Below are 23,109 nucleotides of genomic sequence, written 5' to 3'. Positions count from 1 at the left end.
ATATAATTTGGTAAAAAAAATCAAGACTTTTCATGGGAAAAAACTAATTTTTTTTGTAAATTTTATCTCATGCATTGTATTGTTTTCTGCCACTGGAAAAAATATTCAATAATCCCGGAATATTTTCCAGTTTTCCAGAATCTTATTAAGCTTGGTTAAACCACTTACTGTCTCAGCCTATCCATAAAAATAAACCCAGCAAAACAGCTGCTGGGCCCTTCTTACCTTTTTTTTGTGACCGATTCCACAATAGCCTCGGCTACTTCCCGTATGGATTTCCGCTTGCTCATACTATACTGCTGGATACGCCGGTAAGCTTCACTTTCAGTTAAATTATAGGCATCCATCAATATCCCCTTGGCACGATCTAAAATTTTCCGTGTTTCTAACGAGGTTTTGACACCTTCCAGTTCCTGTTCCAGGTCCATAAATTCTTTAAAACGCGACAGAGCAATTTCCATGGCCGGGAATAAATTGGCTTCTTTCACCGGTTTGACCAAATATGCCATAACGCCGGAATCTTTGGCTTTTTCTACAATTTCCTTCTGACTGAAAGCGGTAAGTAATAAAACCGGAGAAAGTTTTTCGTTGGAAATAATCTTTGCAGCTGTAATTCCATCCATTTCCGGCATTTTTATATCCATAATAACTAAATCAGGACGCTCCCGCCGCACCAAATCCACAGCTTTCAGACCGTCTGTCGCCTCACCGATCACAGTATGTCCGGCTTCTTCCAGAATTTCTTTCAAATCCATTCTGATAATCGATTCATTGTCGGCAATAACAATTCTAAGCCGTTGCATATTATTTCCCTCCCTCCACCTCACGGGGAATTGTAATACAAGCATGAGTACCCTGTTCACTATATAACCGGAAATTACCGCCAAGATCTTCTTCAATCAAAGTCCGTACAATTTGCAAGCCCAGACTATTGGACGTTTGCACATTAAAATCAGGTGGTAAACCAATCCCGTTATCATATATTTCAATCTGGTAGGTAGCCTCTAAAGTGGCTATATCCACACCGATTACGCCTTCTCTGCGGCCGGTAAAGCCATGCTCAATAGAATTTTGAATGAGTTCATTAATCACTAATGCCAGACTGCTGGCTTTTTCCGAAGCCAGTATCACCGTATTGCCGTTGAAAATAGTCTGCAGATTAAAATCCGGTTCCAGCATATTTTGAATAACCATATCCAGTATATTCCTGGCCACTTCAGCCACATCAATAAATTCGGCATCCTGTTGCGACAAAAATTCATGCACCACAGAAATGCTGAGGATACGGTTCACACTTTCCCTTAAGGCTGCCTTGACCGGCTGCGATTTGGTACGGCGCGCCTGTAATCTAAGCAGGCTAGCAATGGTTTGCAAATTATTCTTTACCCGATGATGAATCTCCTGGATGACAGCCGCCTTTATGGATAATTCCTTTTCCTTCTTCTTGATTTCCGTGACATTGGCAACAATGACAACCACTCTCATTAATTGCCCTGTATCATTGACAATGGGAATGACACGCTGTACCAATGTCATTCCGCCGGCTTCGATTTCCACTTCACTCGGTTCCTTGCTGCGAATTGCCTTTTGCACCAGCCGCATATCCACATGCCGATCATAAAAACGCCGGCCGACAATATGGCTTACACCCAATACTTTGTATATACTGATAGCTGCCGCATTAGCAAAAATGATCTGCCCCATTTCATCGATGATTAAAATACCGTCACTTGCCGAAAGAGGCCGAAAAAGTTTACGATTAGATACGCCACGCAAAATTAATTGCAGCATATACGCACTTTCTACCAGAATGCTGTGTCCTTCAGCCCGGACCTCATCGGAATTCGATTCAAAACTAATGACAGCAATGATATTGCCCTCATTATCCAAAACCGGATAGGTCCACATTTCCATCCACATCCCCAATGCCCATTCACGCTGACCGCAAATGGATTCACCGGAGACAAAAGTGCGAAAAATAAGTGGTTCTTCGGCAATCGGAAGAGTAGAACCCAATAAACTCGGTTTTCGCTGTATAAAGCTAGTATGTGGCTTTACCTGTGCTAAAATAACTACAAAATTTTCATCACGGGCTCTGGCATATACAGTGACTTGTGCATGCGCTAAATCAGATACAATGCCCAAATTCACCGTTATGTTTTCTAATAGCTCAATCTGCGCGGACTGCAATCCACTTATTTTCCTGCATATGTCTCCAGCAACACTCATAGCCCCCAATTTCCCTCCAGAAATGTTCAAATTATAGTTATTCTACTGAAGACGTAAAAATTCCTTTTATAACAATTGTTAAAATAACACATTCTCATACTTTTATCACCAACTCACCGTCAAAACAGCTATCCAGACATTATCCCCGAAGTTATCCACACAATCCACAATTCTATCCACAGGGAAATTCCTGATAAATAATTATTTCTTTATTATTTATTCACACTATCCACAATTGTATGACAAGCATTTTCACCAAACATATCGCGTATGGACTATTTGGTCCCCAACTGTAGTGCCGGAACCGCATTAAGATGTAAATCAGCCAGATCACCGGCCAGGTATTGGTAATAGGCCCGGGAGGCAATCATGGCTGCATTGTCGGTACAAAGTATTGGCGGAGGAAAATACAGCTTAATTCCTGCCTGCCGGCACCGCCCTTCCAGTTCCCGTTGCAGATAGCTATTGGCCGCTACCCCTCCGGCAAGGACAACCTGGTCCACCTGATTATTTTGAGCCGCCCGGACCGTTTTTTCCGTTAGGACATCAACAACTGCAGCCTGAAAACTGGCAGCAATGTCAGCAGCTTGAACTGTCTCACCGCGTTGTTCGGCATTGTGCAAAAAATTAACAACTGCTGACTTTAGGCCGCTAAAGCTAAATTCAAAACTATTTTCGCCGGTAAGCGCTCTAGGGAAAGGAAAGGCATGTGGATTACCAGTCTTAGCCAATCGATCAATGTGCGGGCCGCCCGGATAGGGTAATTTCATTACCCTGGCGATCTTGTCAAAAGCTTCTCCGGCGGCATCATCTCTTGTTTGGCCCAATAAAGCAAATGAATTATACTCACGGACATGAACCAGGGAGGTATGTCCCCCGGATACCACCAAGGAAACAAAAGGCGGCTGCAGCTCTGGATGAGCCAAAAAATTAGCAAACATATGCCCTTCCAGATGATTTACCCCTACTAACGGCAAATCGGCGGCAAAGGCCAGAGCCTTGGCGGCCGACACTCCGACTAAAAGTGCCCCGACCAATCCCGGTCCATAAGTAACCCCGATGGCAGCCATATCCTGTAAGACAGCACCGGCGGTATGCAATGCTTCATCCACCACTCCAATAACATTTTCAATGTGCTTGCGCGACGCGATTTCCGGCACAACACCGCCAAATTTTTGATGAACGGAAATTTGTGAGGAAATAATATTGGACAAAACCGTGCGTCCATCGGCAATGACGGCTGCGGATGTCTCATCGCAACTGGTTTCCAGCGCTAATATCAAACAGCGCTGCTGTGTTCTAACTTTCATAAATGGACTCCCCCGTATTACTGGTAATTGAGCAGCTTACACTCCACTTCAGTAAAATGAATCAGACAACTGCAAGCCACATATTTCATTTCCTGCATTGTTTTCGTAACACTTTCTGGCCGGGCATCATATTGTAAAAGGAACAATCACCCTTTGACCACGCGAGTGGTCTTTTTTTATAAGCGACGGCACCACATGATGAGTGCGTCCTCCGCAGTGTCCGTATAATAATTGCGGCGTAACCCGCACCGGACAAATCCCAGCTTTTCATATAAGCTCCGCGCCGCCCGGTTGGAAGGGCGCACCTCCAATGTCATACTGGCCGCCCCCCGTGCCGCGGCAGCCTCCTTAAGCGAGGACATTAGTTTCTCACCAAGTCCCCGTCCCCGGTATTCAGGCAGTACGGCCACATTGGTTACATGGGCCTCGTCCACGATAATCCACATACCCGCATATCCGATTATTTTCCTGCCTTCGCACAACACCAGATAATAGGTTAATTCGTTTTTCAGCTCCGATTCAAAGGCCTGCTGTGACCAGGGAGTGGAAAAGGATGCCTGTTCAACCTTCATAACGGCCTCAATGTCCAACATTTGCATACGCCGGATACCTATTGGGTTCATTGCACCGCACCACAGCGTTTTTCCCACAATTCTTCGGCTTCCGATCTACGAATATAAAGCGGCTCTAAGGAAAATACATCGTGGTACACTCCCTGCTTTAACAGCCGGTGTGCCAGCATGGCAATACTGCCGGCACGCGCCATAACCACATGAGGTGCCGCCATCATGATATTAGCACCCCGCGCTTCAATTTCACGACGATGCGCCACTGCTGCTTCGCCCAGTAACAGCACCGGGTGTTCCCTAACTGCCAGTTCCTCCAATGCGGCTGCAAAAGAGATGACTCTGGGTGGGACCAGTTCGGTAAGTTCCGCATTCTGCCAGGTATATAATGCCTGATATACATTCCCCTTTTGTGCATCCAATACCGGTGATAAAATGCTTCCCGGTACAGGGCAGTTAAACGCCAGAGCCGCCAGGCTAGGTACTCCGATCAGAGGAATATGAAGCGCATAGGCCAAGGCCTTGGCCGTAGCCAAACCAATTCTAAGACCGGTAAACGAACCTGGTCCAATGCTGACAGCCACTGCCTTAAGTAACGACTTTTCGATTGTCGCCATCTGTAAAATTCGATCAATATGCGGCATCAATAATTCCGAATGTGTTTTTTTGGTCTGTAAAGTAAGTTCAGCTACCAGCGTATCCGCTGCAGCAAGCGCTACGCTGGATACGAGAGTAGCTGTATCAATGGCAAGAATCGGCAATCTTTCTCAACTCCTCTTCATAGTCTGCATAACGTTTTCCATGTACCTGAATAGATAATACCCGTTCATCCGGGTTTTCACCCGCTGAAAGGATAATCCATATATTTTCCTCCGGCATATATTCGGGAAATTTATCAGGCCATTCAATGACGGCTATGCCTTCAACATGTGAACCGGTATATTCATCAAAGCCGATATCCTGCAATTCCGCGGGATGTTCCAGTCTGTAGATATCAAAATGGTACACCGGCAACCGTCCCTCATATACATTCATTACGGTAAACGTCGGACTGGTAACAGGACCAGCAGCTGGCAATCCTGCCGTTATTCCCTGTACCAGGAGCGTCTTCCCTGCTCCCAGATCGCCTTCAAGGCACAGAACATCGCCACTATGTAATAAACCGGCCAATTTTTTCCCGAAAGCGAAAGTCGCTTCCGGGCTCTGTGTTTTACATATGATCATATTGAACTTTAACTCCTTGTCACTTTTCCCTATCCTGACGCGTCATTCGAAAACAGAAAAATTAAACCTGTTACTGCTCACTATAATGTCCACGCACTAACGAAAATGGTTATATCCTTTGGGTTCGAGCGGCAAAATCCTGCCGTCAGGCATAACCAGTTTAACCCCTTCTTCTTTCCTGGTAACTTTCCCAATCGCCGTAACTTCAACTCCGATATCCATCTCGGCTAATTGCCCCCAGCGGCTCGGCTCCGCTGTAAACAACAGTTGATAATCTTCACCACCGTACAGCGCATAGTGGAGCGCTTCGGTATGCAGCAAAGCCGCAGCAGCCTTCAGTTCACCTGCCAAGGGGATCTTATCGGCAAAAATATGCATTCCCACTTCGCTGGCAAGGGAAATTTCATGGGCTTCACTGGCCAGCCCGTCACTGACGTCATTTAAACTGGAGACGCCCATCCCGCCTAAAAGCTGCCCGGCCTTCACCTGTGGACGCGGCGTCAAATGAGCGGTCACTAAAGGCCAGGCAAAATCGTGTTCTTCCCAATCTCCTGCCAGCAGTAAGTCAAGGCCGGCCCCGGAATTGCCTAATGTTCCGGTAACAGCCACAATATCCCCCATCCCGGCACCCGAACGGCGCACGATACCGCCGGGCTCTACCTCGCCTAGTACGGCAACGTTGATGGTCAACGTCTGCGGCGTGGAAACCGTATCACCGCCGACAATGTTTACACCGAATTCCCGGCAAATCTCCTTCATGCCTTTATATAAATCAACAACAAAATCAGCCGGCGTAGTTTTCGGAATGGCTAATGAAACCAACGCCTGTTTAGGATTACCGCCCATAGCGGCAATATCACTCAGATTGACGGCAACCGCCTTGTAGCCAAGCTGCCAGGGCGTAGTTGTTTTCAAATCAAAATGAACACTTTCCACCAGCATATCCGTAGTTAAAAGCTGCAGTTGGCGGGGAGTCGGCAACACAATGGCCGCATCATCGCCAATACCGGCAATTACGCTGCTCGGATCCTGAATGGTATCCTGTTTTATCAGATCAATTAAACCAAACTCGCCAAGGTCTTTTAACCCACTATTCATCATGAAGTAGAGACACCACCATGTGCTTTTTCATAAACTGTAATTCTTGGCAAATATCATTATTCCTGCATCCTTAGTATGCCACTTCCGTGAAAAAATTTGTAAATCAGGAACTAAAGTTTTACATTCCGGCATAACAAGAATAGCTGATAATAGCTTTTTACCATCGTCATACAAACAACTCCGGTTGTAAGCTACTATCAGCTACTGACTACTCAGTTTTTCTTTATCATGCTTTCCGAACGACTTAACGGCTGACTTATATCCATATGCCCGTTAATCGTATCAATCAGTTTACCCTCAACCAAAAAACGCACCTTATCAATCTCCGGAAATTCTGTCAAGGTATTCACCACCGCACCTACCAGCAGCATTTCCGAAGCCGACCCGCCCTGATTGTTTTTTATCAGTTGACTACTGAAATCCACATAGGCAGTATGATCCTTTATCGACAAAGAACGCAACTGGGTATCCGGCGGCATAACGGCAACCAGATCTTTGTTTTTAGTACCTGCTATTAATAGTTCAATGGCCGTTCTGGCCGGATGAGCATTAAGCGGCACCACGTGAACCTCCGGTACGAGATACTTAGCATCTTTGGTCGCCTGATAGATTACGATCTGTATCGTATTTTTTTGTCCCGCCGGATGATTATCCGGGGATATCTGCTCTTCAGAAGCTGCAGCAGTGGTCTGCTCCGCAGGCTCGGTAATATTGCCTGAGGTGGTTTGTTCCGAGCAGCCGGTAACCAAAAGCAACGTCAACATGCTTAAAAGCAACGCAAGCAGAAATTCTCTTAAAGTTCTTGCATTCATTCTATCGCCCACCTCCTGTTACGGCAGCAGCTTGCGCAAAAAAGCTTTCCAAACCGTCAACAATACTACGGGCTGCTTCCTGCTGAAACTGAAGTGTGTTAAGCAGTTTTTCCTCTCGCGGATTAGATATAAAACCAAGTTCCAGCAAGGTAGCCGGCATATCCGCATGCTTCATAACATAAAACCCTGCCTGGCTGACACCACGGTCCGGAAAATCGCCGGAAACCGTTATTAATTTATCCTGTATATTCTGGGCCAACATCATATCATAACCGGTCTTGGGATAATAATAACTGGCGATACCACCAACGGACGGATCGGTAAAGGCATTAATATGAATACTGACAAACACATCCGCCTTACGCTTATTGGCAATCAAGGTCCGCGCACCAAGCTCGTCCACCGCACTGGCATTCAGTCCAAAAACATCCCTGTCCGTGTCCCGTGTCATAATCACTTGGGCTCCCGCCTGAGTCAGCAATGCCTGAACTTTCTGTGCCACAGCCAGTGTAACGTTTTTTTCCTGGGTTTTATTATTGCCAATAGCCCCCGGATCACTGCCGCCATGACCTGGATCGATCGCTATCGTTTTTCCCTTTAGTCCCGGCGTAAAAGAGAATACAGGTTTCGGCACCGGTTTTTCAATATCCACAACCACACGATTGGTCTTTTTGGCTCCCGGGTCATTCTTTAAGGTAAAAACCCGGTACCCATTGTTGTTGATTACGGTCGGCAGATCAATGAGGATACGGCTGTTTTTGCTGCCAACAGCCAAAAAACTCACTTTTTCAGCAATGGTGCCATCCAGCACCATGCTTTTCTTTAATTTGCCAAGCGCGGCCCCCTTTACATCAACGATGAGCCGGGGCGACGGAGAATTAATCATAGTACCGCTCGCCTCAATCGGTCCTGAAGAATCAATGACCAGCCGTAATGTACTGCCGCCCTTCACCGCATCGTTATGTATGGCATAACGTACATTTAAAAGTTCTGCAGATGCCGATTTGCTACTCACTTGCTGCATGTTCTTTGCAGTACCCTGAGAAGGTTTTGCCGCTGTCGAAACAACTGCTGCGTTATTCGCGGCAGCCGCAAATAATATTTGCGGGAAAATCAAGAAAATCATAAAAAACGCGAAAACCAATTTGCGCCGCACAACACACCTCCATATTACGACGTGCCTTACTAAAATTCGCGTTTTTTGAGAAAAATCCTGCAAATCATCAATAAAAATCACAAAAAAACTGTTTATTCGTCCTTTTTACCGGATTGCAACAATTGATTCAGCAATTCCTGAGCCTCCCGTTTCGCCTTTTGTGTAGCCTCGGCATCGAGCCGGAGGTCAAACTTCAGTACATCCTGCTCCCGACAGCCCTCGGGCAAAAAAACAGAAGGCCAGACAACCCGAACCTCTTCAGCGCCTATAAGCAGGACCGCCTGTTGGCCCTCAAAACGATCAATAATTGCCTGAATGATCATTGGTTGTTTTTCTCCTTTCTCACCTGATAAGACTGTCCGTCACTATATATGGTTATGGTGCCGTCTCGGTCGGTACGGTATACCTTGCTTTTCATCGCCCCATATTTTTTTAGCGTCGACGGGTGAGGATGATGATATTCATTGCCGGCTCCCACCGAAATAACGGCGACCTCCGGCCTCACTTGCTTCAAAAAAGAACTGCTCGAGGAAGTATTACTGCCATGATGACCGCTTTTCAAAACCGTACTGTGCAAATCCTCTCCATAGAGTTTGACCAGTTTTTGTTCCGCTTCTTGCTCAGCGTCGCCGGTGAGCAGCATGGAAAAGTTCCCATATACCAGTTTCGCCACAATCGAATTGTTGTTTAATGCGTCCGGCCCGTCAAAATAAGGCTTACCCGGCGAGAGAATATGCAAAACGGCTCCGTCGCCAAGTTCGAGGGTCTGCCCGCCAGTTAAAATAGAGAAAGGGATTTTTTTGTCTTTCACTGTAGTTAAATAACGCCGGTATAAACCGGTTGTTGTAGTTTGTCCACTGTCATACAGCTGTTTCACGGTAAAATGCTCAAGGACAGCAGGCATTCCCCCCAAATGGTCGGCATGAGGATGAGTAATAATGACCTTATCAATAGTGGAAATTCCCTGTTTTTTTATGTAAGACACCAGTTTGTCCCGGTCCGGTACGTCGCCTGTGTCCACCAGTACATTCTCCCGGGACGACGAGATCAAAATAGCATCCCCCTGCCCGACATCAATAACATGCACCGTTATACCTATAGCCTTTTCCGGCGCTTGTGTTTGGACACTGCAACCGGGCAGGATAAAAACAGCGGCACAAAGCAGTGCCATTATACCGGCCAGTAAAGCTTTATGAAAACTGCGCGACAATATCATACATCCTCTCCTGTTTTGGTTATAAACTAAAAATAGGCAGTTGCCCGCCTATAGCCGAAAATTGACTGTTCTGTTATCATAGTTGCACCAGCCCCAGACTGACCCGTACAGCTTCATCAATTTGTCCCATAATATCTTCGCCCAGATGGGTTACCTTTTCTTTTAACCGGCGTTTATCAATAGTCCGCAACTGCTCCAGTAGAATAACCGAGTCCTTTTCCAAATTATATTGTTTAGCGCTCAATTCAACATGTGTCGGCAGCTTGGCCTTGGAAATCTGTGAAGTAATTGCGGCAACAATAACGGTAGGGCTGTATTTATTTCCAACATCATTTTGAATAACTAAAACAGGGCGATGCCCTCCCTGCTCCGATCCCACCACCGGACTCAAATTGGCATAATAAACATCCCCACGTTTCACAATCATAGCCTATTCACGCTCCGCCAGCAGAGTAGGCATTTCAAACATATCCGAATCAACCAGCAAGCCTTCTTCGGCCAGCGACAAATTAATAACAGCCATCTCCTGGTAGCCCTTCCGCATCATATCACGAATAGCTTTCTTCTTGCGATCTTCAATATACAGGCGCATCGCTTCGCGCACAAACTGGCTGCGGCTTAGCTTTTCCATGGCAATGATGCCATCAACTTCCTGCAATAAAGTGTTGGGAATACTTATCATAATACGTTTCAACTCAGCCACACCTTCACCCCCGCCAGTCTACACATGATCCATATATTAATTATATCTATCTTTATATACTCAAGTCAACGTTTTTATATACTGTCAAAATCAACTATATCATAACTAAGTATGCATTAGCAATAAACAAATTATGCCTACTATTGCCATCAAAATATAGCCGGCTAGTAAAACCGGCACGATGCTCGCTAAAATAGTTTACCACCGTTCGATTTACTATGCTGAATGCGGTAAATAGCCTCCGGTAAGGCTCTCACGATATCGGCAGCCATCATTCCGGTAATACCGCGCTGCGCTGCAATATCCCCGGCCAGGCCATGCACATACACCCCACTGACAGCCGCATCGTGAGAAGATAACCCTTGGGCTACCAAGCCGGCAATTACGCCTGTCAGCACATCCCCGCTTCCGGCTGTCGCCATGCCGGCATTTCCGGTAGTATTAATAAATATTTCCCCATCGGGAAAAGCAGTAACCGTCGGAGCTCCCTTCAAAACGACAATTGCCTGCCATTCAGCAGCTGCCATTCTGGCAATATCCGTTTTATTTTCATTAATATCACTAATACTTAGCCCGGTCAATCTAGCCATCTCTCCCGGATGAGGAGTAAGGACAGGCAAGGCTTGCGCTTCAGCCAGCACGCCGGTATTCCCGCTAATGGCAAACAGCGCATCGGCATCAAGAACCAGCGGGCATTGCGCTTGCTTTATGATGGTTTCAACCAATGCCTGCGTAGCCTCATGCCGACCTAGCCCCGGGCCAACAGCCAGCACCTGGCACCTGGCAGAGAGCAGGCTGATCGTTTCCCAGGCTTCGTTTCCCAATACCCCATCGGTGTGCTCCGGCAAGGCTTTGGTCATCACTTCCGTCAATTTTATCGCCAGCACGTCATTCAAACCGGCGGCAATCCCTAACGTTACCAAGCCGGCACCGGCACGCATAGCAGCTTCCGAACACAATACGGCGGCCCCGGTAAGCCCTGGTGATCCGGCCACTGCCAGGACATGACCGCATATTCCCTTGTGAGCGGCAGGATGGCGCGGCTTAAGTGTGTCCGTTACCTCCTGCTGAGTAACCATATTCTGCTTAATTTCCGGATCAACCAACAGCATACCGGGAATTCCGATATCAGCAAGCGTGATTCGACCGGCATATTCACAACCCGGATGAAACAACAGCCCTGGTTTATATAGACCAAACGTAACCGTATGCCGGGCCCGTACCGCAGTCTTTCCCACCTGCCCGTTATCCGCATGGACTCCGGAAGGAATATCAGCAGCAACAACGATTTTTCCGGCAAGATTTATCAGATCAATAACCTGTGCCATATTGCCGGTAATTTCCCCTTTAAAACCGGTTCCCAATAAAGCATCCACTAAGCAGTCGGCGAAAGAAATTCCGATCTTTACTTTATCCCAATCGCGAATCCCGGTTACTTCAACAATATCCACCCCCATCCGCAGCAGAACTTGCAGGTTAAGTGCGGCATCACCGGAAATTTGATCTTTGGGGCAAAACAAAAATACTTTTATTTTCGCCCCACGGTTGCTTAAATGCCGGGCAGCCACAAAACCATCCCCACCGTTATTCCCCTTGCCGGCAAAAATACAGACTTTTTTTTCATTGACCCCGTACAAAGCGGCTTCTATGGCTTCAGCCAGTGCTTTTCCGGCATTCTCCATGAGCACAATGCCGGGAATTTTATATTGGTCCATCGCCAAATTGTCGATTTTTCTCATCTGTTCAGCTGTTGCCGCTTTCATCAAGGCTCCCTCCCCCATAATACAGTCTGAGCAGCGGCATATTCCTGTGCATGGGTTAATGAAATATAAATTTGCACGAGATGCAACTGCTGCGCCCGTTCTGCGAACATTCCCTGCAAAACCACCGACGGGCGTCCGTTTTTATCCACAACAATCTCAATATCCGTCCAGTTCCCGCCTGCCAAACCCGTTCCAAAAGCTTTCATAACAGCCTCCTTCGCGGCAAACCGTGCGGCATAGGAAGCGGCACCTTGTTGGCCACGGCTTTCACAATAGGCCTGTTCCCCCCTGGTAAACACCCGCCGTACAAACCTATCCCGTTTAACAGCGGAACGAATCCTCTCTATTTCAACAATATCAATCCCTATCCCGACAATCATCAGCCCGTCTCCTTAGTCTCTTTTCCTTTTGTAATTATAGCCTTCTTCCATAGGGTTTGCCAAGCTGCAGTTCTTCCCGTATCATTTGGTCAATAAATAAATATAAATATTTTTATTTATATTTATTTATTTTTCCATAATAAAAAACCCTGCATACAGGATGCAAGGTTTTTCTCAATGACTGATTCTTATTGTAAGCGGTAATTACGTGCAATCAAAACTTCAACACGGCGGTTTTGAGCCCGCCCCTCCTCAGTATCATTGGAAGCTACGGGGCGAAACTCTCCATGCCCGGTAGCACTGAACCGTCCTGGGTCGATTTTTTCCTGAGATAATAAAAATTTCACGAAATTAACCGCCCGTTTTGTACTCAAATCCCAGTTGGAAGGAAACGCCCCCGTATTGATAGGGACATTATCCGTATGCCCTGATACAATAATTTTTTGCGAAAGCGGTAACAGCATCTTGGCTATTTCCCCGCCGGTACGACGCGAATCCGGCAGCAGATCCGCACTGCCTGAAGGGAACAGGGCATTATCTTTAATTCGGATCAAAAGGCCCTCATCGGTAAGAATAGTCTGCAGTTCATTCGTCAGGCCATTATCCTGAATATACTTATCCAGAATTTGTTTTGTGCGCATAAGCTGTGCACTTTCTTCCACATACGCCTGTTCCTGGGCTGATTTTGCGAGGCTGTCGGCGGCAGACGGGTCATCGCTGGACTGCGGATCTACCCGCATACTGTCAAAAATGGCCGGGCTACCACTGCCAAAAGCAACGCTCATTGATTTGGAAATCTGTTCAAACTTTTTTTGATCAATTTGCGATGAAGCAAATAAAACAATAAATACTGCTAAAAGCAAAGTCAGTAAGTCAGCATAAGGAATCAGCCAAGTCTCATCCATATGTTCTTCGTGCTGCTGGGCATGATGCTTTTTCTTAGCCATTTCTTGCCTCCGCATTAGGCTTTAAAAGCGCCCTTTCCTTTTGCGGAATGAATACCAGCAGTTTAGCTTCAATCGCGGTTGGAGAGTCGCCTGCCTGTAATGATAAAATCCCCTCAATCATCATTTTTTTATTTTCGACTTCCAATTTGGACATAAGCTTAAGCTTATTGGCAAATGGATGCCACAACACATATCCGGTAAAAATACCAAGCATTGTGGCTATGAATGCAGCTGCAATCGAATGACCCAGCTTTTCGATATCATTTAAATTGCCCAACGCCGCAACCAAACCTACAACGGCTCCCAAAACCCCCAGTGTCGGTGCATATGATCCGGCCTGAGAAAAGATTAAGGCACCGGTGCGATGCCGCTCCTCCATTCCCTGTACTTCCGCATCCAGTACATCACTCACAAAATCGGGATCCAGGCCATCAATAACCATAGACAGGCCATTGCGCAAAAAAGCATCCGGTATCTCCGTCACCCGGCTTTCCAGCGCTAAAATTCCTTCGCGTCTGGCCGTCTGCGACAATTCCACGAACAATTTTAAAAGCTGTTCTTTAGGGAAGAGAGCGGGCTGACGGAACAACATTTTTATCAGCGTGGGAAACTTCTTAATGTCTTCCATGGGGAAAGCATTAAAGATACAAGCCACCGTACCTACGATAATAATCAAAAATGCAGCAGGGTTGTTTAGAGCTGACAGGCTGGCACCCTTTAATACCATCCCGACACCAACGGCTAATAAACCAAGAATAATACCTATCGCTGTTGACTTTTCCAAAATTCGGCCTCCTAACCACAAAATAAACCTTCATAAACTGCAATAAATACATTTATGGTAACAAAATGAACAAAAACCCTCAACGGGCGTATAGCTGACTAAACTTTGCTGCCTGGAACATGTTATGTAATGAGACGTATGCACTACTCCACTTTAAATACCGTATTCAGTCTGCTCAATTCAAATAGTTCTTTCACCGCACCACCCAGTCCGCATATGATAATTTCACCCGAAAAATACAGGGCTCTCTTCTGTGCCGCCACCAGAGCTCCCAGCCCGGCGCTGTCAATATAATCCACATGATCAAACTTAAGGCTGAAACGACTATACCCGTTCTCCATGTATTGCCACAAACTCTCCTTAAGCATGTCCGCTTCTTCTGCATAAATACTACCGCCAATTGTTAGATGGACAATGCCGTCAATAATACACACTTCCTGGTTCATATAATCAGCGGCCTCCCTAACCTTAAGAAACACTTTTATGCTAATTAACAGTTCTTTTTTTTTTGTTATAATCCTTCTAAAAATCACTTCTTTTGTCGATATTTATACAAAATATTCTATTTCGGCTGTCGGAAAATGCCGCAGTAATTCTCCGGCCATAAAATCTTTTATATCCTGCCTGACCTCTTTACCATAAATATATTTACCATAACCAAACTGTCCGAATTTAAAACTGCGTACTCCCTCATCCAACAGCAGCCGGGAATTTGGATAAAGTGCCAGAATATTATTTTTGGCCCGCTTGGTAAATCTATGGGTAATCAGTTCAAAAGTAAGGTCAGCCGCCAAACTGCCCGAAAGCCGCTTTTTTATCGCTCATTCGGGACAAACTGAGAAAAGCCCGGAACAGTTATAACTGTTCCGGGCTTTTCCTGTTCCTGAAACCGGCATGCTGAGCGACACTTCTGCCAATAGCCGCAATTTTGCCGCCGATACACTGGCGACAATGAGCCGGAGTATCATTAATACAGATTTTTCCTGGATAAAGCATATATAATTCCCGATACTCCCCCTCGGTTACGTTGGGCATCACCACATTAGCACCACTTTGAAGGGCAATAGTCCTACCTTGTTTATTCAGTGCTTCCATGGCCGTAGTTGCCGGTATATTGCTGTCCGGTAACAACAGGCGGGTAATGGCCATAACTTTAAGTGCCAGAGAGAATTCTCCCCCGCCCGCTGCTTTAAGCGGCGTATCCGGATTGGAAATAAAGGGTCCCAAACCGATCATATCGGCATTGATCGCTTTAAAAAACAGAATATCCTGCGCCAGCGACTCCAACGACTGCCCAGGTAAACCCACCATAATTCCGGTACCTACTTCATAACCCAATTCTTTCAAATCCTGCAGGCAGCGCAGCCGGTTCAAAAAATTCATCCCCGGATTTAACTGTTCATACAGCGCCTGATCCGTTGTTTCAATCCTGAGAAGATAGCGGTCCGCCCCGGCCTCCCGGTATGCCTGATATTCCTCCCGCGTTTTTTCGCCAATACTAAGTGTAATTGCTAACCCCAGGGTTTTAATCCTGAGCAGAATTTCCTGCATCATTGCTAGCGAATAGTAGGGATCTTCCCCCGACTGCAAAACCACTGTTTTGTAGCCGTAGGTTTGTGCCTTGCGTGCCAATTCAACAATCATATCCGGCATCAGCCGATACCGCGTAATCTTTTTATTGTCTCTGCGCAAGCCGCAGTACAAACAATTCTGCTTACACGTATTGGAAAATTCAATCAAGCCCCGCAAATGGACTTCATTGCCGACATACGCTGCCCGGACTCTGTCGGCCGCTGCAAACAAATCCGCTGCAGTTGCCTCGTCTTCAAGTAACCGGACAATATCTTGTTTTTGCAGTTGATGGGTACTTTCCGCATGTTTTAAAACAGCTTGCATCAAAATCTTCTACCGCCTTTTTAAGCTCCGCTGAAGAGTCGGCAACCGTTTTGGATAATTTGTCGATCAACATACTGTTAAAATCATTTGCTAATTCGCCGATTTCGTCGCGGGAAAAAGTCCTTCATGTATACAGTTAACTTGAGATTACATTTCTATATTTCAGGCTATAATCCTTTTTTCGTCAAGCAATTGCAAAAACTTTATCAACCACGCCAGTAAAACCAAATAATCATGCTGTAAAGACAAGGTTTTATTATCTTCGCCTTCAGGCGTAAAAAAGTATAAAGCTTACAAAGCCCGAAACTGATTATTTCGGGCTTTGTAAGCTTTATACTTTTTTATCAGGATCAAGTTCTCCCACCCCATTGGCAGCTTTGGCCATGGCCACTTCTTCCCGGTTTAAGCTTTCCCGGACGGTGGAACCTACCTTCCCGACTGTGGCGGCATTGCCCATAGCCGCCACCTTCTTTGCATATTCTTTGCTACTTTCCTGATTAACCCTGGCGTTTTTATCAGAACTTTCATGCTTCACCTATGTTCCCTCCTGCTTAATTGTTTACTGCATTTTACATTAGTATGGGATAGAACATGCTATACTATTCTTTTATTATTTTTGACTATTTAATTTATAATAGAAGGAGAAATTCTAGAAGTAAAAGAAATGATGTCTAATCTTAGAAAAATTTATCTAAATGTTAGAGGTTTCTTTGAAAAAACAAATGCATTTCAAAGAAACCTCTAATAAAATAGAATATGTAAAATAATCCAGGGACGGACAATTTTCTACAGGGCTGTGTTATTAAAGGAGTTCGACATGAAATTATTGTTAGTCGAGGATGAAAAGAAGCTGATTGAATCACTATCTCACCTACTGAAAAAAAATGGCTATGTAGTCGATGCGGCACTGGATGGCGAAACAGGCATCGAAATAGCAGCCAGCGGCTCTTATGACGTCATCATTTTAGACCGCATGCTGCCTTCACTTGACGGCCTTTCCCTGCTCAGGGAAATCCGGGCTTTAGGGCTTGATACCCCGGTATTATTCCTGACAGCCAAAGACAGCACCCACGACCGGGTGGAAGGGCTGGATGCCGGTGCCGACGACTATTTGATTAAACCGTTTTTTGCCGAGGAATTATTAGCCCGCCTTCGGGCCTTAACCCGCCGAAAAACCAAACATTTAGTAGACGACTGCCTCAAGGTAGCTGATTTACTTTTTTATCCCTTGCGCTGTGAGGTAGTAAAAGATCATCTGACGATTCATCTAACCACCAAGGAATCCCAGTTATTAGAACTTCTCATGATTAACCAGGGACAGGTACTGACCAAAGAACGGATTATGGAAAAGGTGTGGGGCTACAATTCTGACACCGAAATCAGCAATGTGGATTTATATATCCATTATTTACGCAAGAAACTCAAAGTTCCTTATATTAAAACGGTGCGCGGCGTAGGTTATTTTTTACAGGACGATACTCATGTTTCAGCAACTGCGCTTTAAGCTTACACTAATTAATGTTGCCGTTACTTTTTTTCTGCTTGTCGTATTAACCGGCGGTACCTATTATTTTATGCAGGCCAATATGAATAACCGCACCGAATTTGGCGCTCGTAAATTAATCGCCGATATCAAATCCGGTAAAATGGACGAGCTGCTGCCGCCGCTGCCGCCCCCCGGTCCATTACATACTATTTTCTTTGTCAAAACCGATCCAGGCGGCAATATTATCTTTAAGCCGGACGCCGGACGCATGACTGAACCGGAATACTTAAACGTGCTGGTAACGCAAAGTTTGCAGGCTAAAGCTTCGGAGGGGCATGTCCAGGCCGGTGATGTTGAATATTTTTATATGAAATCCCCGCTGGAAAACCATACGGGAACAGTCATTGTTTTTGAGGACATGACTATGGCTCGAAACACCCTGCGCGGCTTACTTACGGCGCTATGCATTGTCGGCATTATCTGTTTGGCTCTTTCCTTTTTCAGCAGCGCCTTTATGGCCGAACGGGCTATGATTCCCATTCAAAAAGCCCTGCAGCAGCAAAAAGAATTTCTATCCGATGCTTCCCATGAACTGCGAACGCCACTGGCAGTTATGCAGACCAATTTGGATATCGTCCTGAACACGCCGTCCGGTACGGTTGCCAGCCAAAAACGCTGGCTGGACAACATTCAGGAAGAAGCTACGCAGATGACCAAGCTCATCAATTCCCTGCTGTTTTTAGCCCGGATCGATTCACAGGAACAGCAGATGGAAAATAAAGCCTTCGACTTGGCTTCCACGATTATCCAGTCGGTACGTTCCTTTGAACCGCTGGCAGCGTCCAAGGGCATTGCCTTGCTGGTGGATGCCGGTCCCCAAGTCATTGTACAGGGGGATGAAGGTAAAATTAAACAGGTCGTTTGTATCCTTATGGACAACGCCCTGCGCCATACACCGGCCGGCGGACAAATCACCCTGCGGCTGACACCCAAGGGCTCCCGGACACTGCTGACAGTGGCCGATTCAGGAGAGGGCATTGATCCTGCTTACCTTGACAAAATCTTTGACCGCTTTTATCAGGTCGATCAATCCCGTTCCAAAGGCGGGGCCGGGTTAGGACTGGCCATTGCCAAATGGATCGTGGAAAAACACCGTGGCATCATTCAGGTTGCCAGTACGCCGGGAATCGGCACTACCTTTACCATCCAAATCCCGAGCAAATGCAGCTAACACTGCTATATTATGGTTTCAAAATCAGCCGCCGGCATTATCTTTCCGGCGGCTTTTCTACATCTTTAAACAAAATTCTGTATAAAATGGCAAAAAAAATAAAATTGTACCGATATTTTACAAATTCAAAGATTCTTCAAAGATTCCCAGCCGATATATAGACATACCAAACGAAAGGAGGTTTACGTTCGGTATAACAGAGGTTTGTCTGTCTGACCTCACATGGAAAAGTAACCCGAGCTAGGTTGCTTTTCACAACATGGCAGACAAAATTGTTAATTTCCAAAAGCGGGCAGGGATGCCCAGCACACAAAACTCAAGGAGGAATTTTAGTATGGGTATGGTAATCAACACAAACATCTCGGCGTTGAACACGTATAACGCGTTAAGCGCCAACAGCAATGCGTTAACAAAATCTTTGGAAAAACTGTCTTCCGGCTATAAGATTAACAGTGCATCCGACGATGCCGCCGGTTTGGCAATTTCCGAAAAAATGCGTTCACAGATCCGTGGTCTGGATCAGGCCAGCGAAAATGCACAAAACGGTACTTCTCTGCTGCAAACAGCTGACGGCGCATTAAGCGATACCGAAGATATCCTGCAGCGTATGCGTGAGTTAGCCGTACAAGCCTCCAGTGAAACTAACACGGACAGCGACCGTACAGCCATTCAGGACGAAATCGATCAATTGACCACCCAGATCAACACCATTGCCAGCACCACGACCTTCAACACCAAGAACTTGTTAAACGGGACTATGGGCGTCAACGCCACTACCGATTCGACCGATGCTCTTGGAATCGGCAGTGTCAGTATTAACAGCGCCGATATTGCCAGCGGTACCTATTCCGTAACCTTAACCAGCGCTGCTACAATTACTGCAACCGCTAACACCAATTCACTCGGATTGGCAGATGACGGCACTGATTTCACAATGGATGCTACTACTGCAATTTCCGGCCTTAACTTAGGAGATTATACACTTACCGCAACCTCTGCCGGAGTAGATGGTAGTGGAGTTGCCCTGTATGACCTCGAATTAACCGACGCCGACGGAAACGTAGTGGCTTCGGCAAGTGCTACTAATACTGCAGCAACTGCAATGACAGGCACAGCAGCAGACGGAACAGCCGTAACGTTTACTCTCGACGCCTCTAAAATCACCTCGGCTGGCAGCATGAACTTCACGCTTGGCGCTGACCTGGCTGATGCCGGCGCCCTGAAAGTCACCAATGCGACAACGGGCGTCAGCGTATATTCTTCCGCTGCAGATACGTCGTTGACTTCAGATACCTTAAATGCTAACGGCTTTACAATGACAATGGATGTGGACACTCTTCTGTCAGCAGCTAATACGACATCTGCCGTCACCGTCAGAAATAACGCCGCCACTTTGCAGATAGGCGCCAATGAAGGCGAAACCATGAAAATCTCCGTTGGCGACATGAGTGCATTGGCTCTGGGCGTTGACAGCCTGGACCTGACCACAACCGACGGAGCTTCCTCTGCTCTTTCCTCCATTGATGACGCTATTTCCACCGTATCAAAACAACGGTCGGCATTAGGCGCTTATCAAAACCGGTTGGATTACACCGTCAGCAGCCTGACTACCGCCAGTGAAAACTTAACCTCTGCTGAATCCCTGATCCGCGATACCGATATGGCTTCCGAAATGGCCGAGTACACGAAACTCAACGTACTCACGCAAGCCGCTACTTCCATGCTTGCTCAAGCCAATTCTCAGCCGCAAAACGTATTGTCCTTGTTGCAATAAATTTTGCTCTAACTTTAAAAATACCCATTCTTCTGAATGGGTATTTTTTATGCCTTATTCGCACTCCTGTCGAAAAGCTGTAGAGAAAACCCTTCTACTTTTCCAACAATGCCGCCAAATCCTTGCATAAATTAAACGCATAGAAAAGCACTTGCTATAGCAATATAGCAAGTGCTTTTCTTAGCCTTTTCTGTTAATCCGTCCGCCTGACTTAAACTGTACCTGTTCCCAGGATCGCACATAATGCCTTTGCAAATTTCTCCCCAGCCGGATCTGGCGAAGCTCTGTGGCAATTTTCTCCCGCTCGGTCCGTGCCTCGGCAATAGCTTGGGTACTGTCAGCCAACACTTCGCTTTGCCTGACAGTCATAGCATCCAGCACTGACTGAAAGTGCTTCTGGCATATACCGTCACCTGCTTCGTGCAAACTCCGGTTGACAGCAGCTAATTCCTCAAGCAAGGTTTTGCGCTCCCGGATCACCCGCCGCAGGCCGCGCATTTCGCGGCGACGGACAAAAATACACTGCGTATTGGCATTAAAGGCCAGTTTCTCCAGCAGTTCCTGTTTTTTCGACAACCACTCCTGCCACTCGTCTATGCTAACCATACTGTATCAATCCGAGCCGAGCAAAGACTGCAACGTGGCCAACTGCTGGTTCATTTCTTCCAGATAAGTTTCCAGATTGGTGTATTTGGTATACAGGCTGTCCTCGTAATCATCCAGCCGGTCTTCTTCATCAGCAATCTCATCTTCCAGTTTGCTGATTTTAGTATAATACGTATTATCCGTAGCGCTGGAATCATCATCAGTGCCGGCCAGTTCAATCAATAACCCCTTATCACCGCTGCTGTCAACTTTCGTAGCAACATTTTTGGTCAAAATATCGTAGAACCGCCAGGCAAGCCCCTCCTCGGAATAACGGACACTCTGCTGCTTGGAGGTCAAATTGCGGGCATCACTGGTAGAGCCGTAGGTCTCCGACTTTTGCGTAAACAGGTTCATAATGGCTTCCGGGTCACTCTCAATAGCATCCATCAAGGTATCTTCGTCAATGTACAGTTTCCCTTTTTCATCATAACTGCCGCTACTAATACCAATACCAAAGATACTTGTCGATATGCCGGAAACCGAATCCGTCAGCGACTGTCGCAAATTCCTCACCAAACTCTTCAGTGTGCTGTCATTTTCCAGCAATCCGGTCTTGGCTTTACTTTCCCATTGTTCAATTTCATCGTCGGTCATCTCTTCTTTTTGGTCGTCGGTAAGCGGCGCATAGTCGGAATCATAGTCCTCGTCGAGCGCTGAATTAATGGTGTCAATCAGATCGTTATAGGCATCGACAAAATTGGATATTAGGTCATAAATTGCCTGCGAGTCCTGGGTAACGGTGATATTGGCCTTCTCGGAAGTTTCGGCCGTAACTGTATATTTTACACCATCCACCGTAAAGGTATTGGAACTGCGGGTCAATTTCACGCCGTCAACCGTAACGATCGCGTCCTTGCCGGAAGCCGTCGCCGTGCTGCCGGTAATCCCGAAAGCAGCCTCCAGGAAGTTGCTGCCGTCGCTTTCGGTAACCGTCAGCGTATTGCCCGCACCAGTGTCATTGGCCGTCAGCGTCAGCTTGCCGGACACCTCGTCATACTTCATGGTGGCCCCGCAGTCGCTGGAGTTGACTTTACTAATCATTTCACTTAATGTATCATCCGAATCAAACTGAAGAGTTGTCCCGTTTATCGTTAGTTCAATCTGCCCCAGGGAATTAAAGGTCAAGGTACCGTTGGAAAACTGATCAGCCAGCGCGGACAGCTTGGTAGATATAGTTAATCGGTTGGACAGGTTGGCGTCACTGCCAAACCCCAGTTTACTCAGTGCGCTGGTTCCCGAACTGGGAGCACTGATTGCAATTTCCTGTACCCCGCTGTCATCGGCTGCAGTAATGCTTAACACACCGTCGTCGTCTTCGCTGACCACCACCTTCCCTTCGCCAACAGCGGCGTCAATGGCCTCCTGCAGCGAATCAAGATCGCTGACATTATCCAGCGACACCGTTCGTGTGGCATCATCCACCGTAATGACAAAGCTTGTGCCGCTCAGACTGGAGTAATCTGCCGAAGACGAACCCTGAACCTCTTTGGAAATGTTCGTGCTATTTGACAGCGTAGCCGCTGTCGCCAGTTGGCTGACAGTAACGGTATGCGTCCCTGCACTGGCAGAGCTGGTATAGGTTGCCGTAACGGCACTGCTGTCGCTGCTGACATCAAACTTCAGAAAGCTCGACTGCAACATTAAAGAACTGCTCGAGGTCGTACTAAAATAGGTATCGTAAAATTCGGTTATATCGTCAATGATGTCCTGGTAAGCTTCCTGTTTCCATTCGGCCAGCTGCAAATCCTGGTTCAGCGAATTCAGTTTTGTTTTCTCCGCCGTCATCAGGCTTTCCACGATGGAATCCACATCCAGGCCGGAAGCCAGGCCGGTATACCGGGTTGTTCCATTGACCGTACTGATTCCACTCATTGCTTATACCT

At 46.6% G+C, this 23,109-nt stretch carries 26 protein-coding genes; 3 read left to right on the top strand and 23 right to left on the bottom strand.

Annotated features, from left to right (window positions below):
- Positions 1 to 221: 221 nt before the first annotated feature.
- The 21 genes from P22_RS11810 to P22_RS11710 all read right to left on the bottom strand — a co-directional run bounded on the left by P22_RS11810 (position 222) and on the right by P22_RS11710 (position 16,622).
- Positions 222 to 803, bottom strand: a complete 582-nt coding sequence (locus P22_RS11810; RefSeq protein ID WP_054260446.1) for an ANTAR domain-containing response regulator — start codon at positions 801 to 803, stop codon at positions 222 to 224.
- A 1-nt stretch (position 804) separates the two neighbouring features.
- Positions 805 to 2,229: a sensor histidine kinase gene (locus P22_RS11805; RefSeq protein ID WP_054260445.1), complete on the bottom strand. Its 1,425-nt coding sequence runs from the start codon at positions 2,227 to 2,229 to the stop codon at positions 805 to 807.
- 275 nt (positions 2,230 to 2,504) lie between these two features.
- Positions 2,505 to 3,539: a tRNA (adenosine(37)-N6)-threonylcarbamoyltransferase complex transferase subunit TsaD gene (tsaD, locus tag P22_RS11800; RefSeq protein WP_054260444.1), complete on the bottom strand. Its 1,035-nt coding sequence runs from the start codon at positions 3,537 to 3,539 to the stop codon at positions 2,505 to 2,507.
- Positions 3,540 to 3,715: 176 nt separating this feature from the next.
- Complete coding sequence (gene rimI / locus P22_RS11795) at positions 3,716 to 4,162, bottom strand: ribosomal protein S18-alanine N-acetyltransferase (protein WP_054260443.1); 447 nt, start codon at positions 4,160 to 4,162, stop codon at positions 3,716 to 3,718.
- The gene (tsaB, locus tag P22_RS11790) at positions 4,159 to 4,866 is read right to left on the bottom strand and encodes a tRNA (adenosine(37)-N6)-threonylcarbamoyltransferase complex dimerization subunit type 1 TsaB (RefSeq protein ID WP_054260442.1); all 708 of its coding nucleotides are present in this window, start codon (positions 4,864 to 4,866) and stop codon (positions 4,159 to 4,161) included. The genes rimI and tsaB overlap by 4 nt, the downstream gene beginning before the upstream one ends.
- Positions 4,847 to 5,329, bottom strand: coding sequence for a tRNA (adenosine(37)-N6)-threonylcarbamoyltransferase complex ATPase subunit type 1 TsaE (gene tsaE / locus P22_RS11785; RefSeq protein ID WP_054260441.1), 483 nt, complete (start codon positions 5,327 to 5,329; stop codon positions 4,847 to 4,849). Before tsaE ends, tsaB begins: the two co-directional genes overlap by 20 nt.
- Before the next feature lie 96 nt (positions 5,330 to 5,425).
- Positions 5,426 to 6,430, bottom strand: a complete 1,005-nt coding sequence (gene thiL, locus P22_RS11780) for a thiamine-phosphate kinase (RefSeq protein WP_054260440.1) — start codon at positions 6,428 to 6,430, stop codon at positions 5,426 to 5,428.
- A 212-nt stretch (positions 6,431 to 6,642) separates the two neighbouring features.
- Complete coding sequence (locus tag P22_RS11775) at positions 6,643 to 7,242, bottom strand: GerMN domain-containing protein (RefSeq protein WP_054260439.1); 600 nt, start codon at positions 7,240 to 7,242, stop codon at positions 6,643 to 6,645.
- Between the two features lies 1 nt (position 7,243).
- Positions 7,244 to 8,398, bottom strand: coding sequence for an N-acetylmuramoyl-L-alanine amidase family protein (locus P22_RS11770; protein ID WP_235814635.1), 1,155 nt, complete (start codon positions 8,396 to 8,398; stop codon positions 7,244 to 7,246).
- A gap of 92 nt (positions 8,399 to 8,490) precedes the next feature.
- Positions 8,491 to 8,721 carry a DUF3006 domain-containing protein gene (locus P22_RS11765; protein WP_069972816.1) on the bottom strand — a complete coding sequence of 77 codons (231 nt, stop codon included), beginning with the start codon at positions 8,719 to 8,721 and terminating at the stop codon, positions 8,491 to 8,493.
- Positions 8,718 to 9,614: a ComEC/Rec2 family competence protein gene (locus tag P22_RS11760; protein WP_054260438.1), complete on the bottom strand. Its 897-nt coding sequence runs from the start codon at positions 9,612 to 9,614 to the stop codon at positions 8,718 to 8,720. Before P22_RS11760 ends, P22_RS11765 begins: the two co-directional genes overlap by 4 nt.
- A gap of 76 nt (positions 9,615 to 9,690) precedes the next feature.
- Positions 9,691 to 10,041 (bottom strand): type II toxin-antitoxin system PemK/MazF family toxin, encoded by a 351-nt coding sequence (locus tag P22_RS11755; RefSeq protein WP_054260437.1) that lies wholly within the window; start codon positions 10,039 to 10,041, stop codon positions 9,691 to 9,693.
- A 3-nt stretch (positions 10,042 to 10,044) separates the two neighbouring features.
- Positions 10,045 to 10,317 (bottom strand): CopG family ribbon-helix-helix protein, encoded by a 273-nt coding sequence (locus tag P22_RS11750; protein WP_054260436.1) that lies wholly within the window; start codon positions 10,315 to 10,317, stop codon positions 10,045 to 10,047.
- Positions 10,318 to 10,505: 188 nt separating this feature from the next.
- Entirely contained in the window at positions 10,506 to 12,080 is a 1,575-nt protein-coding gene (locus P22_RS11745) for an NAD(P)H-hydrate dehydratase (protein ID WP_054260435.1), read from the bottom strand.
- Positions 12,080 to 12,460, bottom strand: a complete 381-nt coding sequence (gene acpS / locus P22_RS11740; protein ID WP_054260434.1) for a holo-ACP synthase — start codon at positions 12,458 to 12,460, stop codon at positions 12,080 to 12,082. The genes P22_RS11745 and acpS overlap by 1 nt, the downstream gene beginning before the upstream one ends.
- A gap of 188 nt (positions 12,461 to 12,648) precedes the next feature.
- The gene (locus P22_RS11735) at positions 12,649 to 13,407 is read right to left on the bottom strand and encodes a flagellar motor protein MotB (protein WP_054260433.1); all 759 of its coding nucleotides are present in this window, start codon (positions 13,405 to 13,407) and stop codon (positions 12,649 to 12,651) included.
- Positions 13,400 to 14,191, bottom strand: a complete 792-nt coding sequence (gene motA / locus P22_RS11730) for a flagellar motor stator protein MotA (protein WP_054260432.1) — start codon at positions 14,189 to 14,191, stop codon at positions 13,400 to 13,402. The genes P22_RS11735 and motA overlap by 8 nt, the downstream gene beginning before the upstream one ends.
- A gap of 143 nt (positions 14,192 to 14,334) precedes the next feature.
- A complete protein-coding gene (locus P22_RS11725; protein ID WP_054260431.1) occupies positions 14,335 to 14,637 on the bottom strand; it encodes an STAS domain-containing protein in 303 nt (100 codons plus the stop codon).
- Positions 14,638 to 14,739: 102 nt separating this feature from the next.
- A complete protein-coding gene (locus tag P22_RS11720) occupies positions 14,740 to 15,009 on the bottom strand; it encodes a spore photoproduct lyase family protein (RefSeq protein ID WP_373432674.1) in 270 nt (89 codons plus the stop codon).
- A 37-nt stretch (positions 15,010 to 15,046) separates the two neighbouring features.
- A complete protein-coding gene (gene hydE, locus P22_RS11715) occupies positions 15,047 to 16,087 on the bottom strand; it encodes a [FeFe] hydrogenase H-cluster radical SAM maturase HydE (protein WP_054260571.1) in 1,041 nt (346 codons plus the stop codon).
- A 331-nt stretch (positions 16,088 to 16,418) separates the two neighbouring features.
- Positions 16,419 to 16,622, bottom strand: coding sequence for a hypothetical protein (locus P22_RS11710; protein ID WP_054260429.1), 204 nt, complete (start codon positions 16,620 to 16,622; stop codon positions 16,419 to 16,421).
- A 282-nt stretch (positions 16,623 to 16,904) separates the two neighbouring features.
- On the opposite strand from P22_RS11710, the gene P22_RS11705 reads away from it, so the two are divergent.
- The 3 genes from P22_RS11705 to P22_RS21475 all read left to right on the top strand — a co-directional run bounded on the left by P22_RS11705 (position 16,905) and on the right by P22_RS21475 (position 20,578).
- Positions 16,905 to 17,591 carry a response regulator transcription factor gene (locus P22_RS11705; RefSeq protein ID WP_054260428.1) on the top strand — a complete coding sequence of 229 codons (687 nt, stop codon included), beginning with the start codon at positions 16,905 to 16,907 and terminating at the stop codon, positions 17,589 to 17,591.
- Positions 17,569 to 18,804, top strand: coding sequence for a sensor histidine kinase (locus P22_RS11700; protein ID WP_054260427.1), 1,236 nt, complete (start codon positions 17,569 to 17,571; stop codon positions 18,802 to 18,804). The genes P22_RS11705 and P22_RS11700 overlap by 23 nt, the downstream gene beginning before the upstream one ends.
- 334 nt (positions 18,805 to 19,138) lie before the next feature.
- Positions 19,139 to 20,578 (top strand): flagellin N-terminal helical domain-containing protein, encoded by a 1,440-nt coding sequence (locus tag P22_RS21475; protein ID WP_054260426.1) that lies wholly within the window; start codon positions 19,139 to 19,141, stop codon positions 20,576 to 20,578.
- Positions 20,579 to 20,758: 180 nt separating this feature from the next.
- On the opposite strand, the gene P22_RS11690 is transcribed toward P22_RS21475, so the two are convergent.
- Both P22_RS11690 and fliD read right to left on the bottom strand, forming a co-directional pair.
- Entirely contained in the window at positions 20,759 to 21,184 is a 426-nt protein-coding gene (locus tag P22_RS11690; protein ID WP_156318942.1) for a hypothetical protein, read from the bottom strand.
- A gap of 6 nt (positions 21,185 to 21,190) precedes the next feature.
- Positions 21,191 to 23,098 (bottom strand): flagellar filament capping protein FliD, encoded by a 1,908-nt coding sequence (gene fliD, locus P22_RS11685; RefSeq protein ID WP_054260424.1) that lies wholly within the window; start codon positions 23,096 to 23,098, stop codon positions 21,191 to 21,193.
- Positions 23,099 to 23,109 lie beyond the last annotated feature (11 nt).

Source organism: Propionispora sp. 2/2-37 (assembly GCF_001298735.1).
Classification (GTDB): Bacteria; Bacillota; Negativicutes; order Propionisporales; family Propionisporaceae; genus Propionispora.
Note: the sequence above shows the minus strand (reverse complement) of the source record. Positions and strands in the feature narration are given on the sequence as shown.

What these genes read in the sequence shown, in the direction of transcription:
- P22_RS11810 (WP_054260446.1), bottom strand. Translation starts at nt 803, where the DNA reads ATGCAACGGCTTAGAATTGTTATTGCCGACAATGAATCGATTATCAGA.
- P22_RS11805 (WP_054260445.1), bottom strand. Translation starts at nt 2,229, where the DNA reads ATGAGTGTTGCTGGAGACATATGCAGGAAAATAAGTGGATTGCAGTCC.
- tsaD (WP_054260444.1), bottom strand. Translation starts at nt 3,539, where the DNA reads ATGAAAGTTAGAACACAGCAGCGCTGTTTGATATTAGCGCTGGAAACC.
- rimI (WP_054260443.1), bottom strand. Translation starts at nt 4,162, where the DNA reads ATGAACCCAATAGGTATCCGGCGTATGCAAATGTTGGACATTGAGGCC.
- tsaE (WP_054260441.1), bottom strand. Translation starts at nt 5,329, where the DNA reads ATGATCATATGTAAAACACAGAGCCCGGAAGCGACTTTCGCTTTCGGG.
- thiL (WP_054260440.1), bottom strand. Translation starts at nt 6,430, where the DNA reads ATGATGAATAGTGGGTTAAAAGACCTTGGCGAGTTTGGTTTAATTGAT.
- P22_RS11775 (WP_054260439.1), bottom strand. Translation starts at nt 7,242, where the DNA reads ATGAATGCAAGAACTTTAAGAGAATTTCTGCTTGCGTTGCTTTTAAGC.
- P22_RS11765 (WP_069972816.1), bottom strand. Translation starts at nt 8,721, where the DNA reads ATGATCATTCAGGCAATTATTGATCGTTTTGAGGGCCAACAGGCGGTC.
- P22_RS11760 (WP_054260438.1), bottom strand. Translation starts at nt 9,614, where the DNA reads ATGATATTGTCGCGCAGTTTTCATAAAGCTTTACTGGCCGGTATAATG.
- P22_RS11755 (WP_054260437.1), bottom strand. Translation starts at nt 10,041, where the DNA reads ATGATTGTGAAACGTGGGGATGTTTATTATGCCAATTTGAGTCCGGTG.
- P22_RS11745 (WP_054260435.1), bottom strand. Translation starts at nt 12,080, where the DNA reads ATGAAAGCGGCAACAGCTGAACAGATGAGAAAAATCGACAATTTGGCG.
- acpS (WP_054260434.1), bottom strand. Translation starts at nt 12,460, where the DNA reads ATGATTGTCGGGATAGGGATTGATATTGTTGAAATAGAGAGGATTCGT.
- P22_RS11735 (WP_054260433.1), bottom strand. Translation starts at nt 13,407, where the DNA reads ATGGCTAAGAAAAAGCATCATGCCCAGCAGCACGAAGAACATATGGAT.
- P22_RS11725 (WP_054260431.1), bottom strand. Translation starts at nt 14,637, where the DNA reads ATGAACCAGGAAGTGTGTATTATTGACGGCATTGTCCATCTAACAATT.
- hydE (WP_054260571.1), bottom strand. Translation starts at nt 16,087, where the DNA reads ATGCAAGCTGTTTTAAAACATGCGGAAAGTACCCATCAACTGCAAAAA.
- P22_RS11705 (WP_054260428.1), top strand. Translation starts at nt 16,905, where the DNA reads ATGAAATTATTGTTAGTCGAGGATGAAAAGAAGCTGATTGAATCACTA.
- P22_RS11700 (WP_054260427.1), top strand. Translation starts at nt 17,569, where the DNA reads ATGTTTCAGCAACTGCGCTTTAAGCTTACACTAATTAATGTTGCCGTT.
- P22_RS21475 (WP_054260426.1), top strand. Translation starts at nt 19,139, where the DNA reads ATGGGTATGGTAATCAACACAAACATCTCGGCGTTGAACACGTATAAC.
- P22_RS11690 (WP_156318942.1), bottom strand. Translation starts at nt 21,184, where the DNA reads ATGGTTAGCATAGACGAGTGGCAGGAGTGGTTGTCGAAAAAACAGGAA.
- fliD (WP_054260424.1), bottom strand. Translation starts at nt 23,098, where the DNA reads ATGAGTGGAATCAGTACGGTCAATGGAACAACCCGGTATACCGGCCTG.